The following is a 22,892-nucleotide window of genomic DNA, read 5'->3' as shown; positions in this document are numbered from 1 at the left end:
CTTATATCTAATTAAGTTTAAGTCGTTTTGAGGTAAAATAATTTCAATTTAATAAATAATTAAGAAAAAAAGGAAATTATTGGAACCTATTGGTATATTAAAAGATGGTCAAGTATATGACCTTCAGACTGCTATGGCTTTAAATATCCAAGGAGATGAAATAAAAGCTGATGATTCAAAAGAATCTTTAGATATTTTAAGACACTCTTGTGCTCACTTAATGGCTCAAGCTATTAAAGAACTTTATCCTGAAGCAAAATTCTTCGTTGGACCTGTTGTAAAAGAAGGTTTTTACTATGATTTTAAAGTAGAAAGTAAAATTTCAGATGAAGATTTACCTACTATTGAAAAGAAAATGAAAGAATTAGCTGATAGAAAACTTCCTATTACTAGACATGAAACCACTAAAGAAGAGTTTTTTGAGAAATTCAAAAATGATGAATTAAAACAAGCTGTTCTAAAAAATATCAAAGATGATACTTTAACAATATATAGACAAGGTGATTTTGAAGATTTATGTAGAGGTCCTCATTTACCAAATACTAGAATGATTAGAAGTTTTAAACTCACACGTGTTGCTGGCGCATATCTTGGTGGGGATGAAAAAAACGAGATGATTACTAGAATTTATGGTATTGCATTTTTCGATAAACAAGCATTATTTGATTATACAAGAATGATTGAAGAAGCTAAAAAAAGAGACCACAGAAAACTTGGAACTGAACTTGAACTTTTTACATTTAATGATGATGTAGGTGCTGGTCTTCCTATGTGGTTACCAAATGGTGCAAGACTTAGAAGTAAACTTGAGCATCTTTTATACAAAGCTCATAGAGTTAGGGGATATGAACCTGTTCGTGGTCCTGAAATTTTAAAAGCTGAAATGTGGAAAATCTCTGGTCACTATGCGAACTACAAAGAAAATATGTATTTTACTACTATTGATGAACAAGAATATGGAATAAAACCTATGAACTGTGTTGGACATATTCAAATCTTTAAAAATAGTCTAGTTTCGTATAAAGATTTACCTAAAAAACTTTTTGAATATGGTGTAGTTCATAGACATGAAATGAGTGGAGCAATGCATGGATTATTTAGAGTAAGAGAATTTACTCAAGATGATTCACATATATTTTGTACACAAAATCAGATAAAAGAAGTGATATTTGAAGTATTAGAATTTGTTGATTCTTTACTTAAAATGTTTGATTTTAAATATGAAATAGAAGTTTCTACAAAACCTGAAAAAGCAATTGGTGATGATATCTTCTGGGAAAAAACTACAAAAGGTATTATGGATGCATTGGATGAAAAAAATATCCAATATGGTATTGATGAAGGTGGAGGAGCATTCTATGGTCCAAAAATTGATATCAAAATTTTAGATGCAATTGGAAGAAAATGGCAATGTGGAACAGTTCAAGTAGATATGAACTTACCTTCTAGATTTAATGTTGAGTATATTAATGAAAAAGGTGAAAAAGAACAACCAGTTATGATTCATAGAGCAATTCTTGGTTCATTTGAAAGATTTATTGGGATTTTAACAGAACATTGTGCAGGAGAATTTCCTTTTGTTATTGCACCAACTCAAGTTATTTTTGTTCCTATTGCTGATTCACATCTTGAATATGCTAAAGAACTACAGAAAATGCTTATAGAAAATGACATGGATTCTGAAATTTATAACATGAATGAGAGTTTGAATAAAAGAATTAGAATGGCTGAAAAACAAAGAGTTCCAATGATTGTAGTAATTGGAGATGAAGAAGTTGCTAATAAAACTATTGCATTAAGAAATAGAAGAACTAGAGAGCAGTCAAATATGAGCAAAGATGAATTTATATCAATGCTAAATGAAATCATAAGCGGGAGCAAAATTTGAGTAAAGACAAAAGAAAAGACGATGTAATCATGAATGAAATGATTACAGCTAAAGAGGTTAGATGTACAACTGATGATGGAACTAATCATGGAATTATAAGCACAGCAGATGCTCTTAAACTTGCTGATGAAATGGGCTTAGATTTAGTATTAATTGCTCCTGATGGAAAACCTCCAGTTGCAAAAATTATGGATTATGGTAAATTTAGATATCAACAAGAAAAAAAGAAAAAAGAAGCTAAGAAAAATCAAAAAGTTATAGTTATAAAAGAAATAAAATTATCTGTTAAAATTGCAGAAAATGACATTAGCTATAAAGTAAAACATGCAAGAGAATTTTTAGAAGATGGAAATCATGTTAAATTCAGAGTCTTCTTAAAAGGTAGAGAAATGGCTAATCCTCAATCGGGTATAGATGTACTTAAAAAAATCTGGCCAATGTTAGAAGATATTGCCGTTATGGATAAAGAACCAAAACTTGAAGGAAGATATGTAAACCTTATGGCTCTTCCTAAAAAAGATTAAAATAAAGAAGATTCTTCTTCTTTATTCTATAATTAACTTTCATTTAAACTTAAACTAAACAAAATTTCAGTAAAATCCAAAACTTTTTCATAAAATTAATGAAATTGCAAATTTATAAGGAGGATTCTTCAATGCCAAAAATGAAAAGTGTTAGTGGCGCTTTAAAAAGATTTAAAGTGAAGAAAAATGGGTCAATTAAAAGAGGTTCAGCTTTTAGAAGCCACATCTTAACTAAAATGACTCAAAAAAGAAAAAGAAACTTAAGAGGACCAAAAACTGTGCATAGTACAGATGCTGGTAGAATTCTTGTAGCGTTGTGTAAAGCGTAATTACTAAAAATAAAAGTAATTTTGTCCCTCCATCAAATGATGGAAAAGTTCAGTAAGTATACTGACACCTTATTAGAAATAATGGTAAAGAAAGGAAATATATATGCCTAGAGTAAAAACTGGTTTTGTAAGAAGAAGAAGACATAAAAAGGTATTAAAAGCTGCTAGAGGATTCTTTAGTGGTAGAAGAAAACACTTTAGAAAAGCTAAAGAACAATTAGAAAGATCTTTAGTTTATGCTTTCAGAGATAGAAGACAGAAAAAAAGAGATATCAGAAAATTATGGATTATAAGAATCAATGCAGCTTGTAGATTAAATGATATTAATTATTCAAGATTCATGAATGGATTAAGATTGTCTGGTTTAGAATTAGATAGAAAAATCTTAGCTGATATGGCTATGAATGATTCTGCTGCATTTGCATCTTTAGTGGTAACTGCTAAAGCCGCACTAAAATAAATTTGCAAACATTACATTAAAAAAGGGAGAAAGTCAAACTTTCTCCCTTTTTTTATTTCTTAAGCTCCTAAAGGTTCATTTACCTCTATTTTACACTTTTCACCTTCACAATTTATATTAGCATCAAAATATAAAATATCAGAAATATCAACATTTCCTTTTTTTAATTTACTCCAAGCCTCAATAGATCTTGAACCTGCTGTACAGTTAAAAATAATTGTTTTCCCTTTTGGAAGTTTTTCAAATAACTCTTTTGCACTAAATTTTTCTGCTTCAATATTTATAGAACCTTTTATATGCCCTTTCTTAAAATCTTTTGCGCTTAAAACATTCACAATTTGAACATATTCAGGAACTTTATCTTCTAATATTAACGCTTTTAACCATTCACCATCCACACTACCTTCATCTTCACCTAATTTAGCTCCATTTGGAGTAAATTCTTTTTTTTCTTTTACTGCAACTTCAGTTTTAACTTTAGAACTAGCCGTTGTAGCTAATCCTGCCTCTTTCCAAGCTGGAACTCCACCTGCATAAACTGAAACATTTTTATAACCTAAAGTGTATAATTTATTTGCTACTATATTTGATTTTTCACAAGAAAATCCTGCACAAAAAGTAACTATTTTTTCATTCTTATCAATAGGAAATCTTCCTATTAACTTATCTAAATTAGTATCAGGAATTGAAATACTTCCTGGAATTGTTTCTTGAAAAAACTTAATTTGTGGTCTTGCATCTACTAGTAAAGCACTATTATTTTCTTGATATGCTTTTACAACATTTGTACCGATTTCTAAATAACTTTTTTTAGACCATTCAGGTTCACCTGCTGAATACAATTTTATATTTTTATGCCCTTTTTCTTTTAATTTTTGAGCAACAATTGGACTTTTCTCACAATTATACCCTGCACAATAAACAATCAATTCTTTATCTTTCGCTAAATCTACTATCTGTTTATATCCATTTTCAAAATCTGTATCTGTAATATTTAAACTAGAAGGAATTGTACCTTTTTCATATTTAACAGCTGGTCTTGCATCAATTAAAATAGCTTCAGCATCACCTCTAAATCCAATACCTACTTTTTTCTCTACATAATCAAAACCTACTTGCTCTAAATTATATTTTTTGATTAACTGTGCAATTTCTGGTGTAACTTTATTTTCTTGTGCATAAGATTGACTTATTGTTAACAATGTTGCAACTACAAAACTACTTAATATTTTCTTCATGACTATTTCCTTTTAAAAGTTTGAATATTGCTCTTGGTATTAAAAGCATAATATATACAAAAGCACCAAAAACTAATGGATGAAAAATTCCTAATCCATAAGTTCCTGAATTAGGAAAGTTTTTTACGTGTTGAATTGGATATTCCAACAACTCTTTATAATGAAAAACTATTGTCAAAACAACAATTATCATTATAAAAATAAAAAACTCTTTTTTCAAAATAAACTCTATGCTTTTCCGCTTAACATTCCGTATTGAGTCATTGGCTTAAGTAAATATACTTTTAATAACCACCAAATATATCTCTCTTGTGTTGGGTCAAGGGGGAAAGATGGAGTTGGTTTTGCTGTCCAATTAAATTCTGCAAGCATAACTTTTCCAATATCTGTAATTAAAGGGCAAACTGTATAACCATCAAATTTAGATGTAGGCTCTTTACCTTCCATAACTGCTATTAAATTATCAACCAATACTTTATACTGTTTTCTTACTGTCCCACCTGTTTTACCCATAGGAACAGCTGCAACATCACCCAAAGAGAAAATATTTTTATACTTAACATGTTGTAAAGTTTCTTTATTTACAGGAACCCAACCTTTTGCTGAACCAATTGCTGATTTTCCAATTACATCAGGTGCTTTTTGTGGAGGTGTAATATGTAAAAAATCAAATGGTACTTCTACATTTTGATGTTTAGTTACCATCTCATACTCTTCTAAATCTTTATCATACTCACCTTTTTCTTGCCAATGTTTATCAAATATAGCAATTTTTTTAGCAATATCTACTCCAATTAAATTATGATTAAAATTCCATTTCATATCTCTTTCTATAAATTGTTTTTCAATTGCATCAGCATACTCTTTTACTCCAAATAGTTTATTACTATCTGCATAAAATGACAGTTCTGCATTTGCTCTTGCTTTTGCTTCATTTAACCTTGAATTCATTAAATACATAACTTTTTTAGGAGCTCCACCACATTTTATAGCAGTATTTGGATCAGTAAATATACCTTTTACTTTTTGTCCATCTTTAGCTTTTTGTATAAATTTCTGAGTTTGTTCCCACATTGCAACTGATGAATCAATATTATAAACAGAAGTTATTCCTGAATCACCAAATACTTTTAATATTTTAGAAGCATCTTCAGATGTATATGCATCCCCTATTTCTTCTAAACCTTTGATTGAACCAAAATCAAGAGTAACACCTGCTGCAACAACTAAAAAATCATAAGTCAATGTTTCACCTGATGCTAATTCAACTTTGTTTGCTTCAGGATTAAATTCTACAGCTCTATCTTTTAATAAAGTCACACCTTTAGGTAAAAAATCTTTTGTGTCATAATCAACATCTTCTTTAGTATAAACACCTGAAGCAATTAATGTTGTTCCTGGTTGATAAGTTACTGATTTAGGATTTGGTTCAACTATTGTAATATCAGGATTTGATAAAGTATTAACTAATCTAGCAGCAGTTGAAATACCTGCTAATCCTCCTCCAATTATCAATATTTTTCCAGTAGCTTCACTTGCTTTAGCTTCTGTTGCAGCATTTGCATCAGTTCCACCATTTGCAAGATAAGCTGCTGTTCCTAATCCTGCTAACTTAAATGCATCTCTTCTTGAAATACCTGCTTTTTTTATTTCTGAATCAACAATTTCTAGTGCTTTTTCTAGCTCATTTTTTACCATTTTAAATTCCTTTATTTTTGTAAAAACTATAGTACTAGAATAACAAAAAAGAGATAATAAGCCACTTATAAATTGTATATTATTATTAATTAGAATTATAAATTTTATTTATACAAATTAAAGATTTTTTATAGTCATCTGGAGTGTTAATATTCATAAATTCATCATTATTAGGAAATTCTATAATTTTAAATTTATTTTGTTTTATCAAATAATTTATTTTATGTATATCTTGATTAATCATATTTTTAATAGTTAAACTTATATTTGAATCAAATATTCCACATAAATTATGTACTTTATCTTCTGTTTTTGCTACGCAAATATCAACATCTTTAGAATTTTCAATTAGTGCTCTAATTGATTCTATACTAACAAAAGGAGAATCAACAGTTATAATAAATATCTTTTGATTGAAAAATTTCTTAAAAATGGTATCAAGAGCTAAAATTGGTGAAAAAATTTCTTTATTTTCATCTAATATAAGATAATTTTTATCTATAAAATCAAACTTGTCATTTTTTGATGAAATGTAAATATTTTGAAAGTACAACTTTAATCTATGGTATTGAAATTGAGCTAGAGAATTTGAGTTAAAGAAAGGAAGAAGAGTTTTATCTTCTTTCATTCTTGAGCTTTTACCACCGCAAAGAATCACGCATGGTATATCTATCATTATAAACTTCTTGGGTCTGTTATATAACCTGAAATCGCTGATGCTGCTGCAACTGCACTATTTGCTAAGTATATTTTTGAGCTTCTTGAACCCATTCTTCCTACAAAATTTCTATTAGTTGTAGAGATACAAACTTCATTATCTCCTAAAATTCCCATATATCCACCTAAACAAGCTCCACAAGTTGGATTTGAAACAACTCCACCTGCATCAACTAAAGTATCAATATATCCTAATTTTGTAGCTTCTCTAAGAATTTTTTGTGTTCCTGGAGTTAAAATAAGCCTCACATGTCTTGCTACTTTTTTATCTTTTAAGATTTCAGCTGCAATTTTAAAGTCACTTAATCTTCCATTTGTACAAGAACCTATAAATACTTGGTCAACTCTGATATTATCACTAACGGCTTGAGAAACTGAGTGACCATTTGATGGTAAGAATGGATATGCGATAACTGGTTCTAATTTTTCAACATCAATTTCAATTATTTGACAATAATTTGCATCATCATCTGAATAGTGAATTTTAGGTTCTGCTCTTAAACCACCATTTGCTTCACCTACTTTATCTAAAAATTCTTTTGTAATTTCATCATATGCAACAATTCCATTTTTGGCTCCAGCTTCAATAGCCATGTTACATAAAGAAAATCTATCATCCATTGATAAGTAAGCAATTGTATCACCAGTGAATTCTAAAGCTTTATATAAAGCTCCATCAACACCTAAAATTCTAATAATTTCTAAAATTAAATCTTTCCCAGTTACAAATGGCGCTGGTTTACCTTTAAATACAACTTTGATTGATTCAGGAACTTTAAACCAGTTACCACCTGTAATCATTCCAAAAGAGATATCAGTTGAACCCATACCTGTAGAGAATGCACCTAATGCACCATGTGTACAGGTATGTGAATCTGCACCAATAATTACATCTCCTGGTAATACTAAACCTTTTTCTGGTAAAAGGGCATGTTCAATTCCCATATCTTTTTCATCAAAGAAATTTTTCAAATTGTGTTTCATTGCAAAGTCTCTTGAAATTTTTGCTTGATTTGCACTTGCTATGTCTTTTGCTGGAATAAAATGGTCTAAAACAATTGCAAAACCATCCGGATTAGCAAGTTTTTCAAAACCACCATCTTCAAAAGCTTTAATTGAAATTGGAGTAGTAATATCATTTCCAATAACCATATCAATTGGACTTCTTACGATTTCTCCTGCAAAAACTTTTTTACCTACATGTTCACTAAAAATCTTTTCTGTTATTGTTTGACCCATAAAATATTCCTATTATTTTCTAAAATTTATTGGATTATAGCTAAATTTATTTTAAGCTACAAAACTAATTATTTTTTGCTTTTTCTTTTTTTTCTTCTCTTGATTGCTTAATTTGTTTATAAATAATTATTGCAACAGCAATATTTATCATCACATCTGCTATGTTAAATATTGCAAATTCAAATCCATAATGCCAATAAAAATAATCAACAACTCCTTCATAAGTAAATCTATCTAAAATATTAGACAAACCTCCTGCATAAAGTAAAGCTATGGGAATATAATATTCTTTAAAAACATCCTTGTTCATAAACAAATAAACCGTTCCCGCAAAAACCATAAAAAGTTGAATATATTTTAAGTATTCTGCTAGAAAAGAAAACATTGAAAAAGCAACTCCATAGTTATATGCTAATTTTAAAGACATATAAGGACCATTAACATCCCAGCCTAAATTTGCAAAACCATATTTAACTATTTGATCTATTATAAAAACAACAATAAAAATTGTTGTTGCTATTTTTAAATTTTTTTTCATAATGCCTTTTTAAAAAATGAAATTAATGTTTGCATTCCATCTTCAACATCTTTCTTATTTTTTCCTTCAAGTAACAATCTAATTTTATTTTCAGTCCCTGAATATCTAATCAAATCTCTCATACCTTTTTCTCTGATAGGTTTTAATATCTCATCTAAACCCTTTATCTGATTTAATGGTATTTTTTCTGTTACTTTCATATTATGTAAAATTTGAGGATATAAACTAAATGGATTTAAAACTTCACTTGCTTTTTTACCTGATTTTATAACTAATGCTAAAACTTGAAGTGCAGAAGCTAGTCCATCTCCTGTTTTTGCAACATCAGAAAAAATAATATGCCCACTTTGTTCCCCACCAAAATTGATACCTTTTTCTTTCATAACTTCAAGAACATATTTATCACCCACATCAGACCTAAATAACTCGATTTTTTGTTTAGCTAAATAATCTTCAAGGGCTTTATTTGACATAACAGTAGCAACACAAGCATTTCCTTTTAATAATTTTTCATTATTTAAAAAACTACATAATGCCCCTATTAGTTTATCTCCATCAACTATTTCACCCTTTTCATCAACAACAACTAATCTATCAGCATCACCATCTAAAGCAAGTCCAATATCAGCTCTATACTCTTTTACTAATTTGGCAACAGTTTCAGGATGCATTGCTCCACAATTATCATTTATATTAAAACCATTTGGCTTATTATTTATTGTTATAACGTCTGCTCCTAATTCTTCTAGAATAGTTGGGCCAACCTTATAAGCAGCACCATTTGCACAATCAAGCACTATTCTTAATCCACTTAAAGTTAAATCTTTAGGAAATGAACTTTTAATAGAAACAATATATCTTCCAATAACATCATCTATTCTTTTAGATGAACCTATTTCTCTTCCTGTTACTTGTTCACTAGTCATTAAATCGTCATCATTGAAAATTTCTTCGATAGCTTTTTCACATGCTACACTTAATTTATTTCCATGATTATCAAAAAACTTTATTCCATTATCTTCAAAGGGATTGTGAGAAGCACTAATCATAATACCAGCATCACATCTCATACTCTCTGTTAAATATGCAATTGCAGGAGTTGGCATTGGACCTATTTGAATTACATTATAGCCAACAGCTGTTAAGCCACTAACTAAGGCATTTTCAATCATATAACCACTTCTTCTTGTATCTTTTCCAACAAGAATCCTTTTTGTAGTAGAATGCTTTCTAAAATATATACCTGCAGCTTTAGCTAGCTTTAATACAGTTATCGCATCTAAAAAATCACCTGCTTTTCCTCTAACACCATCAGTTCCGAATAGTTTCATTAAATCTTCCTAAAATTAAACTCTATTTAAGTTACTTTAGGTAATATTCTACCCTTAAAATTTTTATAAAGAGGTTAAAAAAATGGCAAATCATAAATCTTGCGAAAAAAGAGCTAGACAAACGAAAATTAAAACTGAAAGAAACAGATTTTACAAAACAAGAATCAAAAATGTTACTAAAAATGTATTAGCAGCTATTGAAGGTGTTGATAAAGAAAAAGCTGTTGAGGCTATGAAAACTGCAAACAAATACTTACACCACTGCGTTTCTAAAGGTATCTTAAAAAAAGGTACAGCTGCTAGAAAAGTAAGTAGATTACAAGTAAAAGTTAACGCTATATAATTTGAATTAAATATATATGTTAAAAGATAAACTTCAACCATTCATTAATAGATACGAAGAAATTAATAACTTATTAATGGCTCCTGATATCACTAATGATATAAAACGAATGACTGAACTTTCTAAAGAACAGTCAAGCATTCAACCAATTGTTTCTAAGGCTAGAGAATATATTAAGTTAATAGAAAATATTGATGAAAATAAAATGATGCTTGATGATCCTGAATTAGGTGATTTAGCAAAAGAAGAACTAAAAGAATTAGAAACGAAAAAACCAGTACTTGAAGATGAAATAAAGTTTTTAATGATTCCAAAAGATCCAAATGATGACAAAAACATCTATTTGGAACTAAGAGCTGGTACAGGTGGTGATGAAGCTGCAATATTTGTAGGTGATTTATTTAGGGGTTACTTAAGATATGCAGAGAACAATGATTGGAAAGTTGAAATCATGAGTTCAAGTGAGAGTGAATCTGGGGGTTACAAAGAAATTGTAATTCTAGTAAAAGGTGACCACGTATATTCAAAATTAAAATTTGAAGGTGGTACACATAGGGTTCAAAGGGTTCCTGCTACTGAATCTCAAGGTAGAGTTCATACTTCTGCCATTACTGTTGCTGTTATGCCTGAAGTTGACGATGTTGAAGTAGAAATAGATCCAAATGATTTAAAAATTGATGTTATGAGAGCCAGTGGAAATGGTGGTCAATCTGTAAATACTACAGACTCGGCTGTTAGAATCACTCATATTCCATCTGGAATCGTTGTAACAAATCAAGACCAAAAATCTCAACACAAAAATAAAGACAGAGCTATGAAAGTTTTAAAGGCAAAACTTTATGAAGTCGAGATGCAAAAAAAGATGGAAGCTGAAGGTGCTACAAGAAAAGAGCAAGTAGGAACTGGTGATAGAAGTGGAAGAATTAGAACTTATAACTATCCACAAAATAGAATCAGTGATCATAGAATTAACTTAACTCTGTACAGACTTGACTACATCATGAATGATGGTTTGTTTGATGAAGTGATTGATCCTCTTATTGCTGATCATCAATCAAAACTTATCGAAGCTAATGGACTATAATCCATTAGCTTTTTTAAATTATGATTGAACTTAATAAAATATATATTCACTACAAAAATAAAAAACTTTATACTCCCCTAAACTTTTGTAAGCTACAAGAAGATAATATTTGGATTAAAGCTGTCATTTACAAACCAAATGATTGTGATGAACTTTTTGTAAGAAGTTACAAAGAGTTTGAAAAAAAATTTACAAAACATTAAATATAAATCTATAGTAACCAAATTGTAATCAATAGTTATTAAACTTTCACGGTAAATAAAATTATCGGAGAAAATAATGACATTCAAAAAAACATCAATGGCCTTAATTGCAAGTGCTTTATTAGCAACAACTTTAACTGCAAGAGAACAAATCAAAATCGTAGGTTCATCAACTGTTTACCCTTTTTCATCTTCTGTAGCTGAAGAGTTTGGTGCAACTACAAAATTCCCAACTCCAGTTGTAGAATCAACAGGAACAGGTGGAGGAATGAAACTATTTTGTGCTGGTGTTGATTTAAATACGCCTGATATTACAAATGCTTCAAGAAGAATGAAAGATAAAGAATTAAAAATGTGTGAAGAAAATGGTGTTAAAGATATAACTGAAGCATTAATTGGATTTGATGGAATTGCTATTGCACAATCTGCAAAAGTTGCTGGATTTAATGTTACAAAAGCACAATTAGCTTTAGCTGTAGCAGAAGAAGTACCAAGTGCTGATGGAAAAACATTAATTAAAAATCCATATAAAAAATGGTCAGACATTGATGCATCATTACCAAATAGAGAAATTACTGTTTATGGTCCTCCAAAATCTTCAGGAACAAGAGACTCATTTGAAGAGTTAGTTTTACAATCTGTATTTGAAAAAATGCCAGTTTATACTAATTTATATAAAGCAGATGAAAAAGCGAATAAAAAATATAAAGCTTATTCTGTTATTAGAACTGATGGAGCTTATGTAGAATCAGGTGAAAATGATAACTTAATCGTTCAAAAACTTACTAAAAATGAAGCTGCAATTGGTATCTTTGGATATTCATTTTTAGAAGAAAATAAAGATAAAGTTATGGGAATTACAATTGATAGTATAGCTCCAACAGCTGATACTATTTCAACAGGGAAATATCCAGTTGCTAGATCTATGTATTTTTATATCAAAAATGCACACAATAAAGAAGTGCCTGCTTTAAAAGAATTTACAAATTTATTTATGTCTGAAAAAATGATTGGTAAAGATGGAATCTTAGGAGAAATCGGATTAATTACTTTAGATGACAAAACAAGAGAAATTGCAAGAACTAAAGTTATGAATAATGAAAAATTAACTATTGAGCAATTAAAACATTAATTAAAATTTAAATAAAGAGAGGATGGCTTGCCTTCTCTTTATTTGTTCAATTTTAGTTTTAAGTTTTTATCTGTTAACGCGAACAAAGAGATAAAAACTTAAAACTGAAATTTATATATCTAACTTCCCTGTCTCATTTTATATGTAACCATGATGTAATCAATTTTATTTAAAATTATAAAAAATTTAACACAAAGGTTAAAGTATTGAGCACTTTTGAATCAAGAAAAAGACAAAGAGAGCTAAATGAAAAACTAATCAAATTTGCATTGATTAGTGCAGCTGCAATCTCTATTTTAACAACTTTTGGGATTTTATTTTCTATTTTATTTGAAGCAATAGAATTTTTCCAATTAAGAAGTTTCTGGTATTTCCTAACGGGAACTACATGGTCACCAGGAGTTATTGGTAGTCAATTTGGTGCTTTACCAATTTTTGCAGGGACATTTGTAATTACTGTAATTGCACTTGGTGTTGCAATTCCTATTGGACTTGGTAGTGCTATTTATATGAGTGAATATGCAAGTCCTACTGTTAGAGATTATTTAAAACCAATTTTAGAAGTTTTAGCGGGTATTCCAACTGTTGTATATGGATTCTTTGCTGCTATTACTGTTGCTCCTTTAGTTGTAAAAGCAGCAGAGACCGTAGGTCTTGAAGCTACATTTAACTCAGCTTTAGCTTCTGGAATTGTAATGGGTATTATGATTATCCCAGTTATTTCATCGCTTTCAGATGATGTTATTAAATCAGTTCCTGATAGTCAAAGAAAAGCAGCATTTGGACTTGGTATGACGCATGGTGAAGTAATTAAAAACATAGTTTTACCTTCAGCTATGCCAGGAATTATTTCAGCATCATTACTAGGTTTATCTAAAGCCTTAGGAGAAACTATGATTGTTGTTATGGCAGCAGGATTAAGACCAAATCTTTCATGGAATCCACTTGAAGATATGACTACCGTTACTGTTACAATTGTAAACTCATTAGTTGGAGATTTTGAATTTAATTCACCTGAAACACTTTCAGCATTTGCTTTAGGGTTAGTGCTATTTATAGTTACATTAGTGCTTAACATGATTTCATTATCTCTAATTAGAAAATTTAAAGAAAAATATAAAGTGAATACATTATGATTAAAAATAAAAAGAAAACTAAACAACATAATCCATTTTACGATCCGAATTTAAAATCAAGACATGCTAGTGCAAAAAGATTTAAGAAGTTTACATTAACTTCATTAATTTTCTCTATAGCATTTTTAGCATTTTTCTTATTTGATATTATTAGTAAAGGTATTCCTGCTTTTAATGTTGCTTATATAAAAGTAGATGTTACATACAACGAAAAAACTCTAGAAGATACAAGATTTGCTGTACCAAAAGAGTATAGAAATATTGTTTCTAGAGCTTGGTTAAGAGATCTTCAAAAATTAGTTCAAGAAAATCCAGCTTTAATGAACACTACAACAACAACTTTAGTATTAGCAGATGACCAAGTTGATCAGTATTTAAAAGGTCACCATTACAAGCTAAAAGATAAAGAAATAGCTTTTATTGAAGAATTAAATGCTCAAGGACTAATTGAAAGAAAATTTAATTCAATTTTCTTTACAAACGGTGATTCAAAGATTCCTGAATATGCAGGACTTTATTCAGCTGTAATTGGTTCAATATTAACTTTAGTGATTACAATGGCTGTTGCATTTCCAATTGGAGTTATGACAGCTATTTATCTTGAAGAGTTTGCAGGGGACAATAAATTTACAAGATTTATTGAAATAAACATAAATAACCTTGCAGCTATTCCTTCAATATTATTCGGTCTTTTAGGTCTAGCAATATTTATTAATCTTTTTGGAATGCCTAGAAGTTCACCTTTAGTTGGAGGTTTAACTCTTGCTCTTATGACTTTACCAATTATTATTGTAAGTTCAAGAGCAGCACTAAGAGCAGTTCCAGATAGTATAAGACAAGCGGGATATGGTTTAGGGTTAAATAAAATTCAAGTGACACGAGATCACGTTTTACCTTTAGCATTTCCAGGAGTTTTAACAGGTTCTATTATTGGTTTAGCACAAGCTATGGGAGAAACAGCTCCTTTAATCATCATTGGTATGATTGCCTTTATTCCTGATGCTCCAACAATGGTTACTCAAGCAGCAACTGTTATGCCTGCACAATTATTTACTTGGGCGGGAATGCCAGAAGGTATGTATATAGAAAAAACTGCTGCTGGAATTATGGTGTTATTAACAATATTAATTTCATTAAATGCAATAGCAATTTATTTAAGAAAAAGATTTGAAGTTAAGTGGTAAGGGAAAAAAATGATAAATAATGAAAATAAAACAAAAATTGATGTAAAAGGCTTAAACCTTTTTTATGGTTCAAATCAAGCTCTTTTTGATATAACAGCTAGTTTATATGAAAATAAAATAACAGCATTAATTGGACCATCTGGTTGTGGTAAATCAACATTTTTAAGATGTATAAATAGAATGAATGATTTAATTCCAATAGTAAAAATTGATGGTCAAATTATAATTGACAATAAAAATATCTATGATAAAGATGTTGATGAAGTAAGTGTTAGAAAAAAAGTTGGTATGGTTTTTCAACAACCAAATCCTTTTCCAAAATCAATATATGACAATGTAGCTTATGCACCATTAAAACATGGAATTGTAAGAAAAGGTAAAGAGTGTGATGAATTAGTTGAATCTTCTTTAATTAAATCAGGACTTTGGAATGAGGTAAAAGATAAATTAAATCAACCTGGAACTTCACTTTCAGGAGGTCAACAACAAAGACTTTGTATTGCAAGAACAATTGCAATTAAACCAGAAGTTATTTTAATGGATGAACCAACATCTGCACTTGACCCAATTAGTACGGAAAAAATTGAAGCTTTAATGCTTGAATTAAAACAAGATTACACAATTATTACAGTAACTCACAATATGCAACAAGCAGCAAGAGTTGCTGATTATACAGCCTTTTTCCATTTAGGGAAATTAATAGAATATGATGTAACAGAAACTATTTTTGTTAATCCACACAATAAAAAAACAGAAGATTATATTACAGGGAGATTTGGATAATGTTAAAGCCTTATGAAACAAAACTAAAAAGTATCAAAGAAGAGATTCAAAAAATTGGTTTAGAAGTAGTTGAATCTTTAGAAATTTGTCAACAAGCACTAGTTGAAAAAAAGATTGAAAATCTAAAAGACGTTGAAATAACAGAAAAAAAATTATTACTTAAATCAAATGAGATTGACAATATCATAGTTACAACTTTAGCTTTATATTCACCTGAAGCTAAAGACTTAAGACAATTAGTTTCATTTTTAAAAATCACTAATGAACTTGTAAGAACAGGTTCAAATACAAAAGATTTTGCAAAAATGTTCAAAAAATCTTATAGTGATGATTTAAATACAAGTATGATTTTAGAATACACTATTCCTTTATTAAAATCTGCTCTTTTATCTTTACAAACTGCAACGAGTATTATTGATGAAATTGACCCTAAACATATTGAAGAAAAATATCATAGAGTTATTGTTGAAGAGAGTAAAACTGATGATTTATATTTAATGATTGAAAAAAATATATTAAAATTAATTACAAAAAATCTTGATTTATCAAAAGAATATTTTGATTTATTAAGTAGCCTAAGAAGATTAGAAAAAATAGCTGATAGAGCTGTTTCTATAGCAAATCTTCTACAGTTCGCACAAGTTGGAGGAGATATAGTACAATCATAATCTTTATGATATACTTGCCTTATGAAAAAAGCTATTAATAAAATAAAAGATTACTTCAGTTCAAATTTTGAAGTTTTAGCAGCAGCGATTATTTTTATAGGAATAATCGCTTCAGGTAAAGAGTTCTATAAAGCAATTATTCTTATGTTAGAGTTTATTGTTATTATGGAAGTTGTTAAAATGGTTTCTGATTTTATAAAAAGAGAAACTCTTCGATTAAGATACATCATCGATATTTTTATCATTTTTTTAATCCGTGAAGTTATTATTTTAAGTACAAATAAATCAAGGGATTATTTTGATATTACATTCTTATTGATTGTTATTTTTGTATTCTTTATTTTTAGGATTCTAGCTATCAAATTTTCACCTGGTATTATAAAAGTTTCTCAAGATACTGTTATTGAATATGAGGATGGAAGACCAAATAAAAAAGTTGTAACTACTAAAGAGTCAAATCAAGATGAATAATAAACTAATTCTAATTATAGAAGATGAAGAAGATATTTTAGAACTTCTTGAATATACCTTACAAAAAGAAGGGTATGAAACTATTGGTTTTTTAACTATTGATAAAAATGTTAGAAAAGTTTTAGAAGAAGAAGAAATAGATTTAATTTTAATGGATAGGAATCTTCCAGGAATCGAAGGAAGTGCATTTATAAATGAAATTAAAAAACTAGGATTTACTAATCCTGTTATTTATGTAACTGCAAAAGATAATGATGAAGATATTCTTGAAGGTTTTAATTCTCACGCTGATGATTATATTACAAAACCTTTTAATTTAAAAGAATTATGTGCAAGAGTAAAGGCTGTAATAAAAAGAACTTCAAAAGAGATTGATATTTTAAAAGTAAAAGATATTGTATATAAATCTTCAAATAAAAAATTTTATATTGAGGATAAAGAGATTGAATTAACTCATCTTGAGCATGATTTACTTCTAGAATTTATTAAAAATAAAGATATTTTAATGACTAGAGAACATCTATTAAACAAAGTTTGGCAAGACTCTTTTGAGAAAAAAGAGAAAACTGTAAACGTTGCAATTAAAAGATTAAAAGCTAAAATTGATCCTGATGGGAAAAAAGAGTATATTCGTTCTATTAGGGGAGAAGGTTATATTTTTTGTTAAAAATTCATCAATTATTTCTTAGAACTTATATCTCAATATTTATAGCAATTTTAATAACATTAACACTAGTTACATATTTTTGGGCAAAGAATCTTTATCTAAAACAAATTGAAAAAAATCTTATTCAAAATATTGACTCTTTATCTATTGTATTAAAAGAAATACCAAATTTAAATAATCTAAAAACTATTACAAAAGATTTACATGAACAACTAAATCTAAGAATAACAATTATTGATGATGTTGGTAACGTAATTGCTGAAAGTGATAAAGATATAGAATTTATCAAAAATCATGCAAATAGACCGGAAATAATAGAAGCAAATAATATTGGATTAGGAAAAGATACAAGAAAATCAGATACTATCAAAAAAGATTTGTTATATGTTGCAAAAAAGATAATTATAAATGAAAAAATTTATTATATTAGAATGGCTGATTATACAAACAAAATTACTGATAGTTTTGTTAAATTAACCCTTGAAATTTTTATATATATGACGTTTTTTTTAATTATTGCTTTTTTAGCAACTTATTTTATCAGTTTGCAAATAAAAAAGGAAACAGATTCTATTTTGGATTTTTTAACACAACTTTCAAATAAGAAAAATTTAAATACTATAGAATCTACTTACACTTATGAATTTCACAAAATAACAAAACTTTTAAACAAAGTAGCCACAAAACTCTCAAAAAGAGAAAAACAAAAAGCAAAACAAACTGCAAAATTAAAAATTTCAAATAGACAAAAAGATGAAATTATTTCTGCAATTTCTCACGAATTTAAAAATCCAATAGCAATCATTTCAGGATATAGTGAAACAATTTTAAATGATAGTCAAATTCCTGAAGCTATGAAAATAAAATTTTTAAATAAAATATACTCTAACTCAAATAAAATGTCTCAAATAATTGATAAATTAAGACTTACTTTAAAACTTGAAGAAGGAAAACAAGAGTTACTTCTTCTTCCTTGTTCTATGAAAAAAATTATTGAAAATTGTGTCAGTGATTTAAAAGATAAATATAAAAATAGAGAAATTGAAATCACCGGTGAAGATTTAATTTTAAAAGTTGATGAAACACTTATTTCATTAGCAATTACTAATCTTATAGAAAATGCTTTAAAATATTCAGAACATGAAGTAATCATAAATATTTCATTAAATTCTATTGATATTTTAGATAAAGGAATAGGAATAGAAGAAAAAGAATTAGAAAAAATAAATAAAAAATTCTATCGTATTTCAAATAATGGATGGAATAACTCTTTAGGATTAGGACTTTTTATTGTTCAATCAATACTCAATTTACATAATTTTAGACTTGAAATAACTTCAGAATTTAAAAAATGGTCTAAATTCTCTATAAAATATTAAGAAATACTTAATTTAAGCTATTCTAAAGTATTATTGCACTATTATTCCACCTCATTAAAAAAGCGGAGAAAATAAATGAAATTTACTCAAATGGCAAAAGCTAACGAAATCGAAAGAGATTGGGTAGTAGTAGATGCAGAAGGTAAAGTATTCGGAAGAATAATTACAGAAGTTGCTACTATCTTAAGAGGTAAGAATAAACCTTGCTTCACACCAAATGTTGACTGTGGAGATTTTGTTGTAATTATAAATGCATCAAAAGCAAAATTTTCTGGTAAAAAATTAGAAGAAAAAAATTACTTCACTCACTCAGGTTACTTTGGTAGTACAAAAACTCACAAAATGTCTGAAATGTTTGAAAAGAATCCAGAGAAACTATACAAATTAGCTACTAGAGGTATGCTTCCAAAAACTACTCTTGGTAAAGCTATGTTAAAAAAATTAAAAGTATATGCAGGAAGTGAACACCCTCATACTGCGCAAATTAAAGGATAATAGTAATGGCAAAAGTATATGCAACTGGAAGAAGAAAATCTGCTATAGCAAAAGTATGGCTAGAAAATGGTAATGGTCAACTAACAATCAATGGTCTATCTTTAGATGCATGGTTAGGTGGACATGAATCTATCAAAAAAAGAGTAATGCAACCATTAAATGTTGCTAAACAAGAAACTTCAGTAAATATCGTTGTTAAAACTTTAGGTGGAGGATATTCTGCACAAGCTGATGCTGCTAGACATGGTATTTCAAGAGCATTAGTTGCTTTTGATGAGCAATTCAGAACTATCTTAAAACCTCATGGTTTATTAACAAGAGATTCAAGATCTGTTGAAAGAAAGAAATTCGGAAAGAAAAAAGCAAGAAAATCTTCTCAATTCTCAAAAAGATAATTGGAATTTTCAAAAGAGTATATTTCTTACTATTTCTCAAAAAGGAGCGACAAGAGTTGCTCCTTTTTTTATGCCTTTTTTTATAAAAAAACTATACAATATCTTATGAAATTTTTAACTTTTTACTTATTATTATTTACATATTTAACAGCTTCAACATTAAATTTATCTATGAGTTCAAGTCCTAGTAGATTAAATCCAATATTAGCAAATGATAGTGCTAGTAGTGAAATCTCTGATTGGTTATTTAATGGTCTTTTTAAATATGATAAAAATGGAAACCCTACTGTTGATTTAGCAAAATCTTACTATTTTGAAACACCTTCAAAATTAATAATAAAATTAAAAGAAGATGTTTTATGGCATGATGGGACAAAATTCACATCAAAAGATGTAATTTTTACTTATGAACAAATCATAAATCCAAAAGTATTTAATTCAATAAAATCAAACTTTAAAGAAGTAAAAAGTGTAAAAGCCTTAGATGAGTTTACTATTGAGGTTGTTTATAATCAACCATATTTTAAAGCTTTAGAAATTTGGATGGTAGGAATTCTACCTTATCATATTTTAAAAGATGAAAAAGATTTAATGACAAGTTCATTCAATAAAAATCCAATAGGAACAGGTTCTTATAAATTAAAAGAGTTTAAAACGGGACAAGATATAGAACTTATTGCAAATGAAAACTACTTTGAAGGAGTTCCAAAAATTGACAAAATTTTATATAAATTTCTGCCTGATGCAAATACTTCTTTTTTATATTTAAAGCAAAACAAACTTGATATTGGAGGATTAACTCCTATTCAAATAGATAGACAAATAGATGAAAATTTTAAAAATAGCTATAAAATAATTCAAAAACCTTCATTTTCATTTACCTATTTAGGTTTTAATCTAAAAGATGAGAAATTTAAAGATAAAAAAGTAAGAGAAGCCTTATCTTTAGCAATAAATAGACAAGAATTAGTTGATATTTTATTTTTTGGTTATGGAAAAGTTTGCAATGGTCCTTTTTTACCAGATTCATTTGCTTATAATGAAGAGGTAAAACCAATAATTCAAAACATAGAAAAAGCAAAAGAGTTATTAAAAGAAGCAGGTTATGATGAGAAAAATCCTTTTACTTTTGAAATAGTAACAAATACAGGAAATGATATAAGAATAAATACAGCTTTAATTTTACAACATCAACTACAACGAGCTGGTGTTGTTATGAAAATAAGAGTTATGGAATGGCAAGCATTTTTAAATACAGTTGTTCATCCAAGAAATTTTGAAGCTGTTTTACTTGGTTGGTCTTTAGCTTTAATGCCTGATGCCTATCCTCTTTGGCACAGTTCTAGTTCTAAACTTGGAGGTTTTAATCTTGTAGGTTATGAAAATAAAAAAGTAGATGAGTTAATTGAAAAAGGAATTCATACAGTAAACAGAGAAGAACTTGGAACTATTTATAAGGAGATATTTAAAATAATTAGTGATGATTTACCATATTTATTTTTATATATTCCAGATGGTATCACTGTAGTTAATAAAAAAATAGAAAATATAGAACCCTCTTTTATAGGGATTATGCATAACCAAAAAGATTGGGTTATTAAAGATTAAAAATAAGGATAAAAATGAGTAAAGATAAAATTATACTTTTTGATTTAGATGGAACACTTATAGATTCAACCGATGCAATTATTTCAACTTTTAAACACTCTTTTAAAGAATTACAATTTGATTTTAAAGGAAATGACAAAAACATAAAAGATTTAATAGGATATCCTCTTGATATTATGTATAAACATCTAGGTATAGAAGAGTCAAAAGTATGGGATTTTGTGGATGCATATAAAAGTAGATATAAAATAATCTCAAAAGAGCAAACTACACTACTTGAAAATGCTTTTGAAGCTGTAGAACTTGCATCAAAAATAGCAAGAGTAAGCGTAGTAACTACAAAAACGAGAATGTATACGATGCCTTTATTAGATCATTTTAATATTTCACAATTTTTCGAGATAGTAACAGGAAGAGAGAATGTTGAAAATCCAAAACCACATCCTGAACCAATTTTAGTAACACTTAAACAAATGAACTATGATAAAAATGTTCATGATGTTTGGATGATTGGAGATACAAAACTTGATTTAATAGCAGCAAATGAAGCAAATATAAACTCAATTGGAGTTTTATGTGGTTATGGAGAAGAAGAGGAACTTAGAAAATATACTCCATTTATAAAGAAAAATTCTTTAGAAGCAGTTCGGCATTTGGCATAAAAGTCCCATTTTTCAACAATAAACCAAATAATTTCTTTTTGATTACGACACAAATTTTAAAATAAAAGTTCATTTAAGCTAAAATTATCTATAATGTCACAGACTAATTAAATTTTTTAAGTCAAATTTAATATTAACTAAGGAGCCTCTATGTTAGAGATTAGATGGCATAGCCGTGCAGGTCAAGGTGCTGTAACTGGTGCGAAAGGTCTTGGATCTATTGTTGCTGAATCTGGTAAACAAGTTCAAGCTTTTGCATTCTATGGTTCAGCTAAAAGAGGTGCGTCTATGACTGCTTATAATAGAATTGATGATAAACCTATTTTAAATCACGAAAAATATATGTGTCCTGATTTTGTTTTTATACTAGATCCAGGTCTTGCACTAACTGATGATATTACTGCTAATGGTAAAGATACAACAAAATATATTATTACTACTCACCTTAGCAAAGATGAATTAATTTCATTAGTTCCTAAATTAAAAGATATAAAAGATAGAGTTTTTATACTTGATTGTTTTTTAATTGCAAGAGAAACTATTGGAAAAGCTATTCCAAATACACCAATGCTTGGTGCATTTATGAAAGTTAGCGGAATGTATGAGTTAGAATATTTTAAAGATAAAATGAAGAGTGTTCTAAAGAAGTTACCACCTAATTTGATTGAAGCAAATATGGTAGCTATCCAAAGAGCTTATGACGAAGTGAACTAAAGGATA

At 28.3% G+C, this 22,892-nt stretch carries 27 protein-coding genes; 20 read left to right on the top strand and 7 right to left on the bottom strand.

Annotation, left to right across the window (positions count from 1 at the left end; genetic code table 11):
• Window positions 1-133 precede the first annotated feature (133 nt).
• The 4 genes from thrS (at window position 134) to rplT (ending at window position 3,201) form a co-directional block, all read left to right on the top strand.
• On the top strand, window positions 134-1,888 hold the full coding sequence (gene thrS, locus AAQM_RS00910; protein WP_228254485.1) for a threonine--tRNA ligase: 1,755 nt from the start codon (window positions 134-136) through the stop codon (window positions 1,886-1,888).
• A gap of 29 nt (window positions 1,889-1,917) precedes the next feature.
• Window positions 1,918-2,412, top strand: coding sequence for a translation initiation factor IF-3 (gene infC / locus AAQM_RS00905; RefSeq protein WP_171920721.1), 495 nt, complete (start codon window positions 1,918-1,920; stop codon window positions 2,410-2,412).
• Between the two features lie 131 nt (window positions 2,413-2,543).
• Window positions 2,544-2,741: a 50S ribosomal protein L35 gene (gene rpmI / locus AAQM_RS00900; RefSeq protein ID WP_118916186.1), complete on the top strand. Its 198-nt coding sequence runs from the start codon at window positions 2,544-2,546 to the stop codon at window positions 2,739-2,741.
• Window positions 2,742-2,844: 103 nt separating this feature from the next.
• Window positions 2,845-3,201, top strand: coding sequence for a 50S ribosomal protein L20 (rplT, locus tag AAQM_RS00895; RefSeq protein WP_129094093.1), 357 nt, complete (start codon window positions 2,845-2,847; stop codon window positions 3,199-3,201).
• A 59-nt stretch (window positions 3,202-3,260) separates the two neighbouring features.
• Here the strand turns inward: rplT and AAQM_RS00890 are convergent, their stop codons facing one another.
• The 7 genes from AAQM_RS00890 to glmM all read right to left on the bottom strand — a co-directional run bounded on the left by AAQM_RS00890 (window position 3,261) and on the right by glmM (window position 9,962).
• Window positions 3,261-4,439, bottom strand: a complete 1,179-nt coding sequence (locus AAQM_RS00890; protein WP_129094094.1) for a rhodanese-like domain-containing protein — start codon at window positions 4,437-4,439, stop codon at window positions 3,261-3,263.
• Window positions 4,420-4,659 (bottom strand): hypothetical protein, encoded by a 240-nt coding sequence (locus tag AAQM_RS00885; RefSeq protein WP_129094095.1) that lies wholly within the window; start codon window positions 4,657-4,659, stop codon window positions 4,420-4,422. The genes AAQM_RS00890 and AAQM_RS00885 overlap by 20 nt, the downstream gene beginning before the upstream one ends.
• An 8-nt stretch (window positions 4,660-4,667) precedes the next feature.
• The gene (locus tag AAQM_RS00880) at window positions 4,668-6,137 is read right to left on the bottom strand and encodes an NAD(P)/FAD-dependent oxidoreductase (protein WP_129094096.1); all 1,470 of its coding nucleotides are present in this window, start codon (window positions 6,135-6,137) and stop codon (window positions 4,668-4,670) included.
• 85 nt (window positions 6,138-6,222) lie between these two features.
• Window positions 6,223-6,813, bottom strand: a complete 591-nt coding sequence (gene mobA / locus AAQM_RS00875; protein WP_129094097.1) for a molybdenum cofactor guanylyltransferase MobA — start codon at window positions 6,811-6,813, stop codon at window positions 6,223-6,225.
• Entirely contained in the window at window positions 6,813-8,093 is a 1,281-nt protein-coding gene (locus AAQM_RS00870) for a 3-isopropylmalate dehydratase large subunit (RefSeq protein ID WP_129094098.1), read from the bottom strand. The genes mobA and AAQM_RS00870 overlap by 1 nt, the downstream gene beginning before the upstream one ends.
• Before the next feature lie 64 nt (window positions 8,094-8,157).
• Window positions 8,158-8,631: a signal peptidase II gene (lspA, locus tag AAQM_RS00865; RefSeq protein ID WP_129094099.1), complete on the bottom strand. Its 474-nt coding sequence runs from the start codon at window positions 8,629-8,631 to the stop codon at window positions 8,158-8,160.
• A complete protein-coding gene (gene glmM, locus AAQM_RS00860; RefSeq protein ID WP_129094100.1) occupies window positions 8,628-9,962 on the bottom strand; it encodes a phosphoglucosamine mutase in 1,335 nt (444 codons plus the stop codon). The genes lspA and glmM overlap by 4 nt, the downstream gene beginning before the upstream one ends.
• Before the next feature lie 82 nt (window positions 9,963-10,044).
• Between glmM and rpsT the strand changes: the two genes are divergently transcribed.
• The 16 genes from rpsT (at window position 10,045) to AAQM_RS00780 (ending at window position 22,886) form a co-directional block, all read left to right on the top strand.
• Window positions 10,045-10,305 (top strand): 30S ribosomal protein S20, encoded by a 261-nt coding sequence (gene rpsT, locus AAQM_RS00855; protein WP_129094101.1) that lies wholly within the window; start codon window positions 10,045-10,047, stop codon window positions 10,303-10,305.
• Window positions 10,306-10,321: 16 nt separating this feature from the next.
• Entirely contained in the window at window positions 10,322-11,389 is a 1,068-nt protein-coding gene (gene prfA, locus AAQM_RS00850; RefSeq protein WP_129094102.1) for a peptide chain release factor 1, read from the top strand.
• 20 nt (window positions 11,390-11,409) lie between these two features.
• Window positions 11,410-11,592, top strand: coding sequence for a DUF1653 domain-containing protein (locus tag AAQM_RS00845; protein WP_129094103.1), 183 nt, complete (start codon window positions 11,410-11,412; stop codon window positions 11,590-11,592).
• Window positions 11,593-11,668: 76 nt separating this feature from the next.
• Window positions 11,669-12,724 carry a substrate-binding domain-containing protein gene (locus AAQM_RS00840; protein WP_129094104.1) on the top strand — a complete coding sequence of 352 codons (1,056 nt, stop codon included), beginning with the start codon at window positions 11,669-11,671 and terminating at the stop codon, window positions 12,722-12,724.
• Window positions 12,725-12,930: 206 nt separating this feature from the next.
• Entirely contained in the window at window positions 12,931-13,860 is a 930-nt protein-coding gene (gene pstC, locus AAQM_RS00835; RefSeq protein ID WP_129094105.1) for a phosphate ABC transporter permease subunit PstC, read from the top strand.
• Complete coding sequence (gene pstA, locus AAQM_RS00830; protein ID WP_164967013.1) at window positions 13,857-15,044, top strand: phosphate ABC transporter permease PstA; 1,188 nt, start codon at window positions 13,857-13,859, stop codon at window positions 15,042-15,044. The genes pstC and pstA overlap by 4 nt, the downstream gene beginning before the upstream one ends.
• A gap of 9 nt (window positions 15,045-15,053) precedes the next feature.
• Entirely contained in the window at window positions 15,054-15,827 is a 774-nt protein-coding gene (gene pstB / locus AAQM_RS00825) for a phosphate ABC transporter ATP-binding protein PstB (protein ID WP_129094106.1), read from the top strand.
• On the top strand, window positions 15,827-16,495 hold the full coding sequence (locus tag AAQM_RS00820) for a phosphate signaling complex PhoU family protein (RefSeq protein ID WP_129094107.1): 669 nt from the start codon (window positions 15,827-15,829) through the stop codon (window positions 16,493-16,495). Before pstB ends, AAQM_RS00820 begins: the two co-directional genes overlap by 1 nt.
• A gap of 21 nt (window positions 16,496-16,516) precedes the next feature.
• Window positions 16,517-16,966: a phosphate-starvation-inducible PsiE family protein gene (locus tag AAQM_RS00815; RefSeq protein WP_129094108.1), complete on the top strand. Its 450-nt coding sequence runs from the start codon at window positions 16,517-16,519 to the stop codon at window positions 16,964-16,966.
• Window positions 16,959-17,633, top strand: coding sequence for a response regulator transcription factor (locus AAQM_RS00810; RefSeq protein WP_129094109.1), 675 nt, complete (start codon window positions 16,959-16,961; stop codon window positions 17,631-17,633). Before AAQM_RS00815 ends, AAQM_RS00810 begins: the two co-directional genes overlap by 8 nt.
• The gene (locus AAQM_RS00805; RefSeq protein WP_129094110.1) at window positions 17,627-19,012 is read left to right on the top strand and encodes a sensor histidine kinase; all 1,386 of its coding nucleotides are present in this window, start codon (window positions 17,627-17,629) and stop codon (window positions 19,010-19,012) included. Before AAQM_RS00810 ends, AAQM_RS00805 begins: the two co-directional genes overlap by 7 nt.
• 75 nt (window positions 19,013-19,087) lie before the next feature.
• On the top strand, window positions 19,088-19,507 hold the full coding sequence (gene rplM, locus AAQM_RS00800; protein WP_128986020.1) for a 50S ribosomal protein L13: 420 nt from the start codon (window positions 19,088-19,090) through the stop codon (window positions 19,505-19,507).
• 5 nt (window positions 19,508-19,512) lie between these two features.
• Entirely contained in the window at window positions 19,513-19,902 is a 390-nt protein-coding gene (gene rpsI / locus AAQM_RS00795) for a 30S ribosomal protein S9 (protein WP_129094111.1), read from the top strand.
• 105 nt (window positions 19,903-20,007) lie between these two features.
• Window positions 20,008-21,510, top strand: a complete 1,503-nt coding sequence (locus AAQM_RS00790; RefSeq protein ID WP_129094112.1) for a peptide-binding protein — start codon at window positions 20,008-20,010, stop codon at window positions 21,508-21,510.
• A 14-nt stretch (window positions 21,511-21,524) separates the two neighbouring features.
• Window positions 21,525-22,172, top strand: a complete 648-nt coding sequence (locus AAQM_RS00785; RefSeq protein ID WP_129094113.1) for an HAD family hydrolase — start codon at window positions 21,525-21,527, stop codon at window positions 22,170-22,172.
• A 150-nt stretch (window positions 22,173-22,322) separates the two neighbouring features.
• Window positions 22,323-22,886, top strand: coding sequence for a pyruvate flavodoxin oxidoreductase subunit gamma (locus AAQM_RS00780; RefSeq protein ID WP_129094114.1), 564 nt, complete (start codon window positions 22,323-22,325; stop codon window positions 22,884-22,886).
• Window positions 22,887-22,892: the final 6 nt, after the last annotated feature.

Source organism: Arcobacter aquimarinus (assembly GCF_013177635.1).
GTDB classification, from domain to species: Bacteria; Campylobacterota; Campylobacteria; order Campylobacterales; family Arcobacteraceae; genus Aliarcobacter; species Aliarcobacter aquimarinus.
This window is presented reverse-complemented; position numbering and strand designations above follow the sequence as displayed.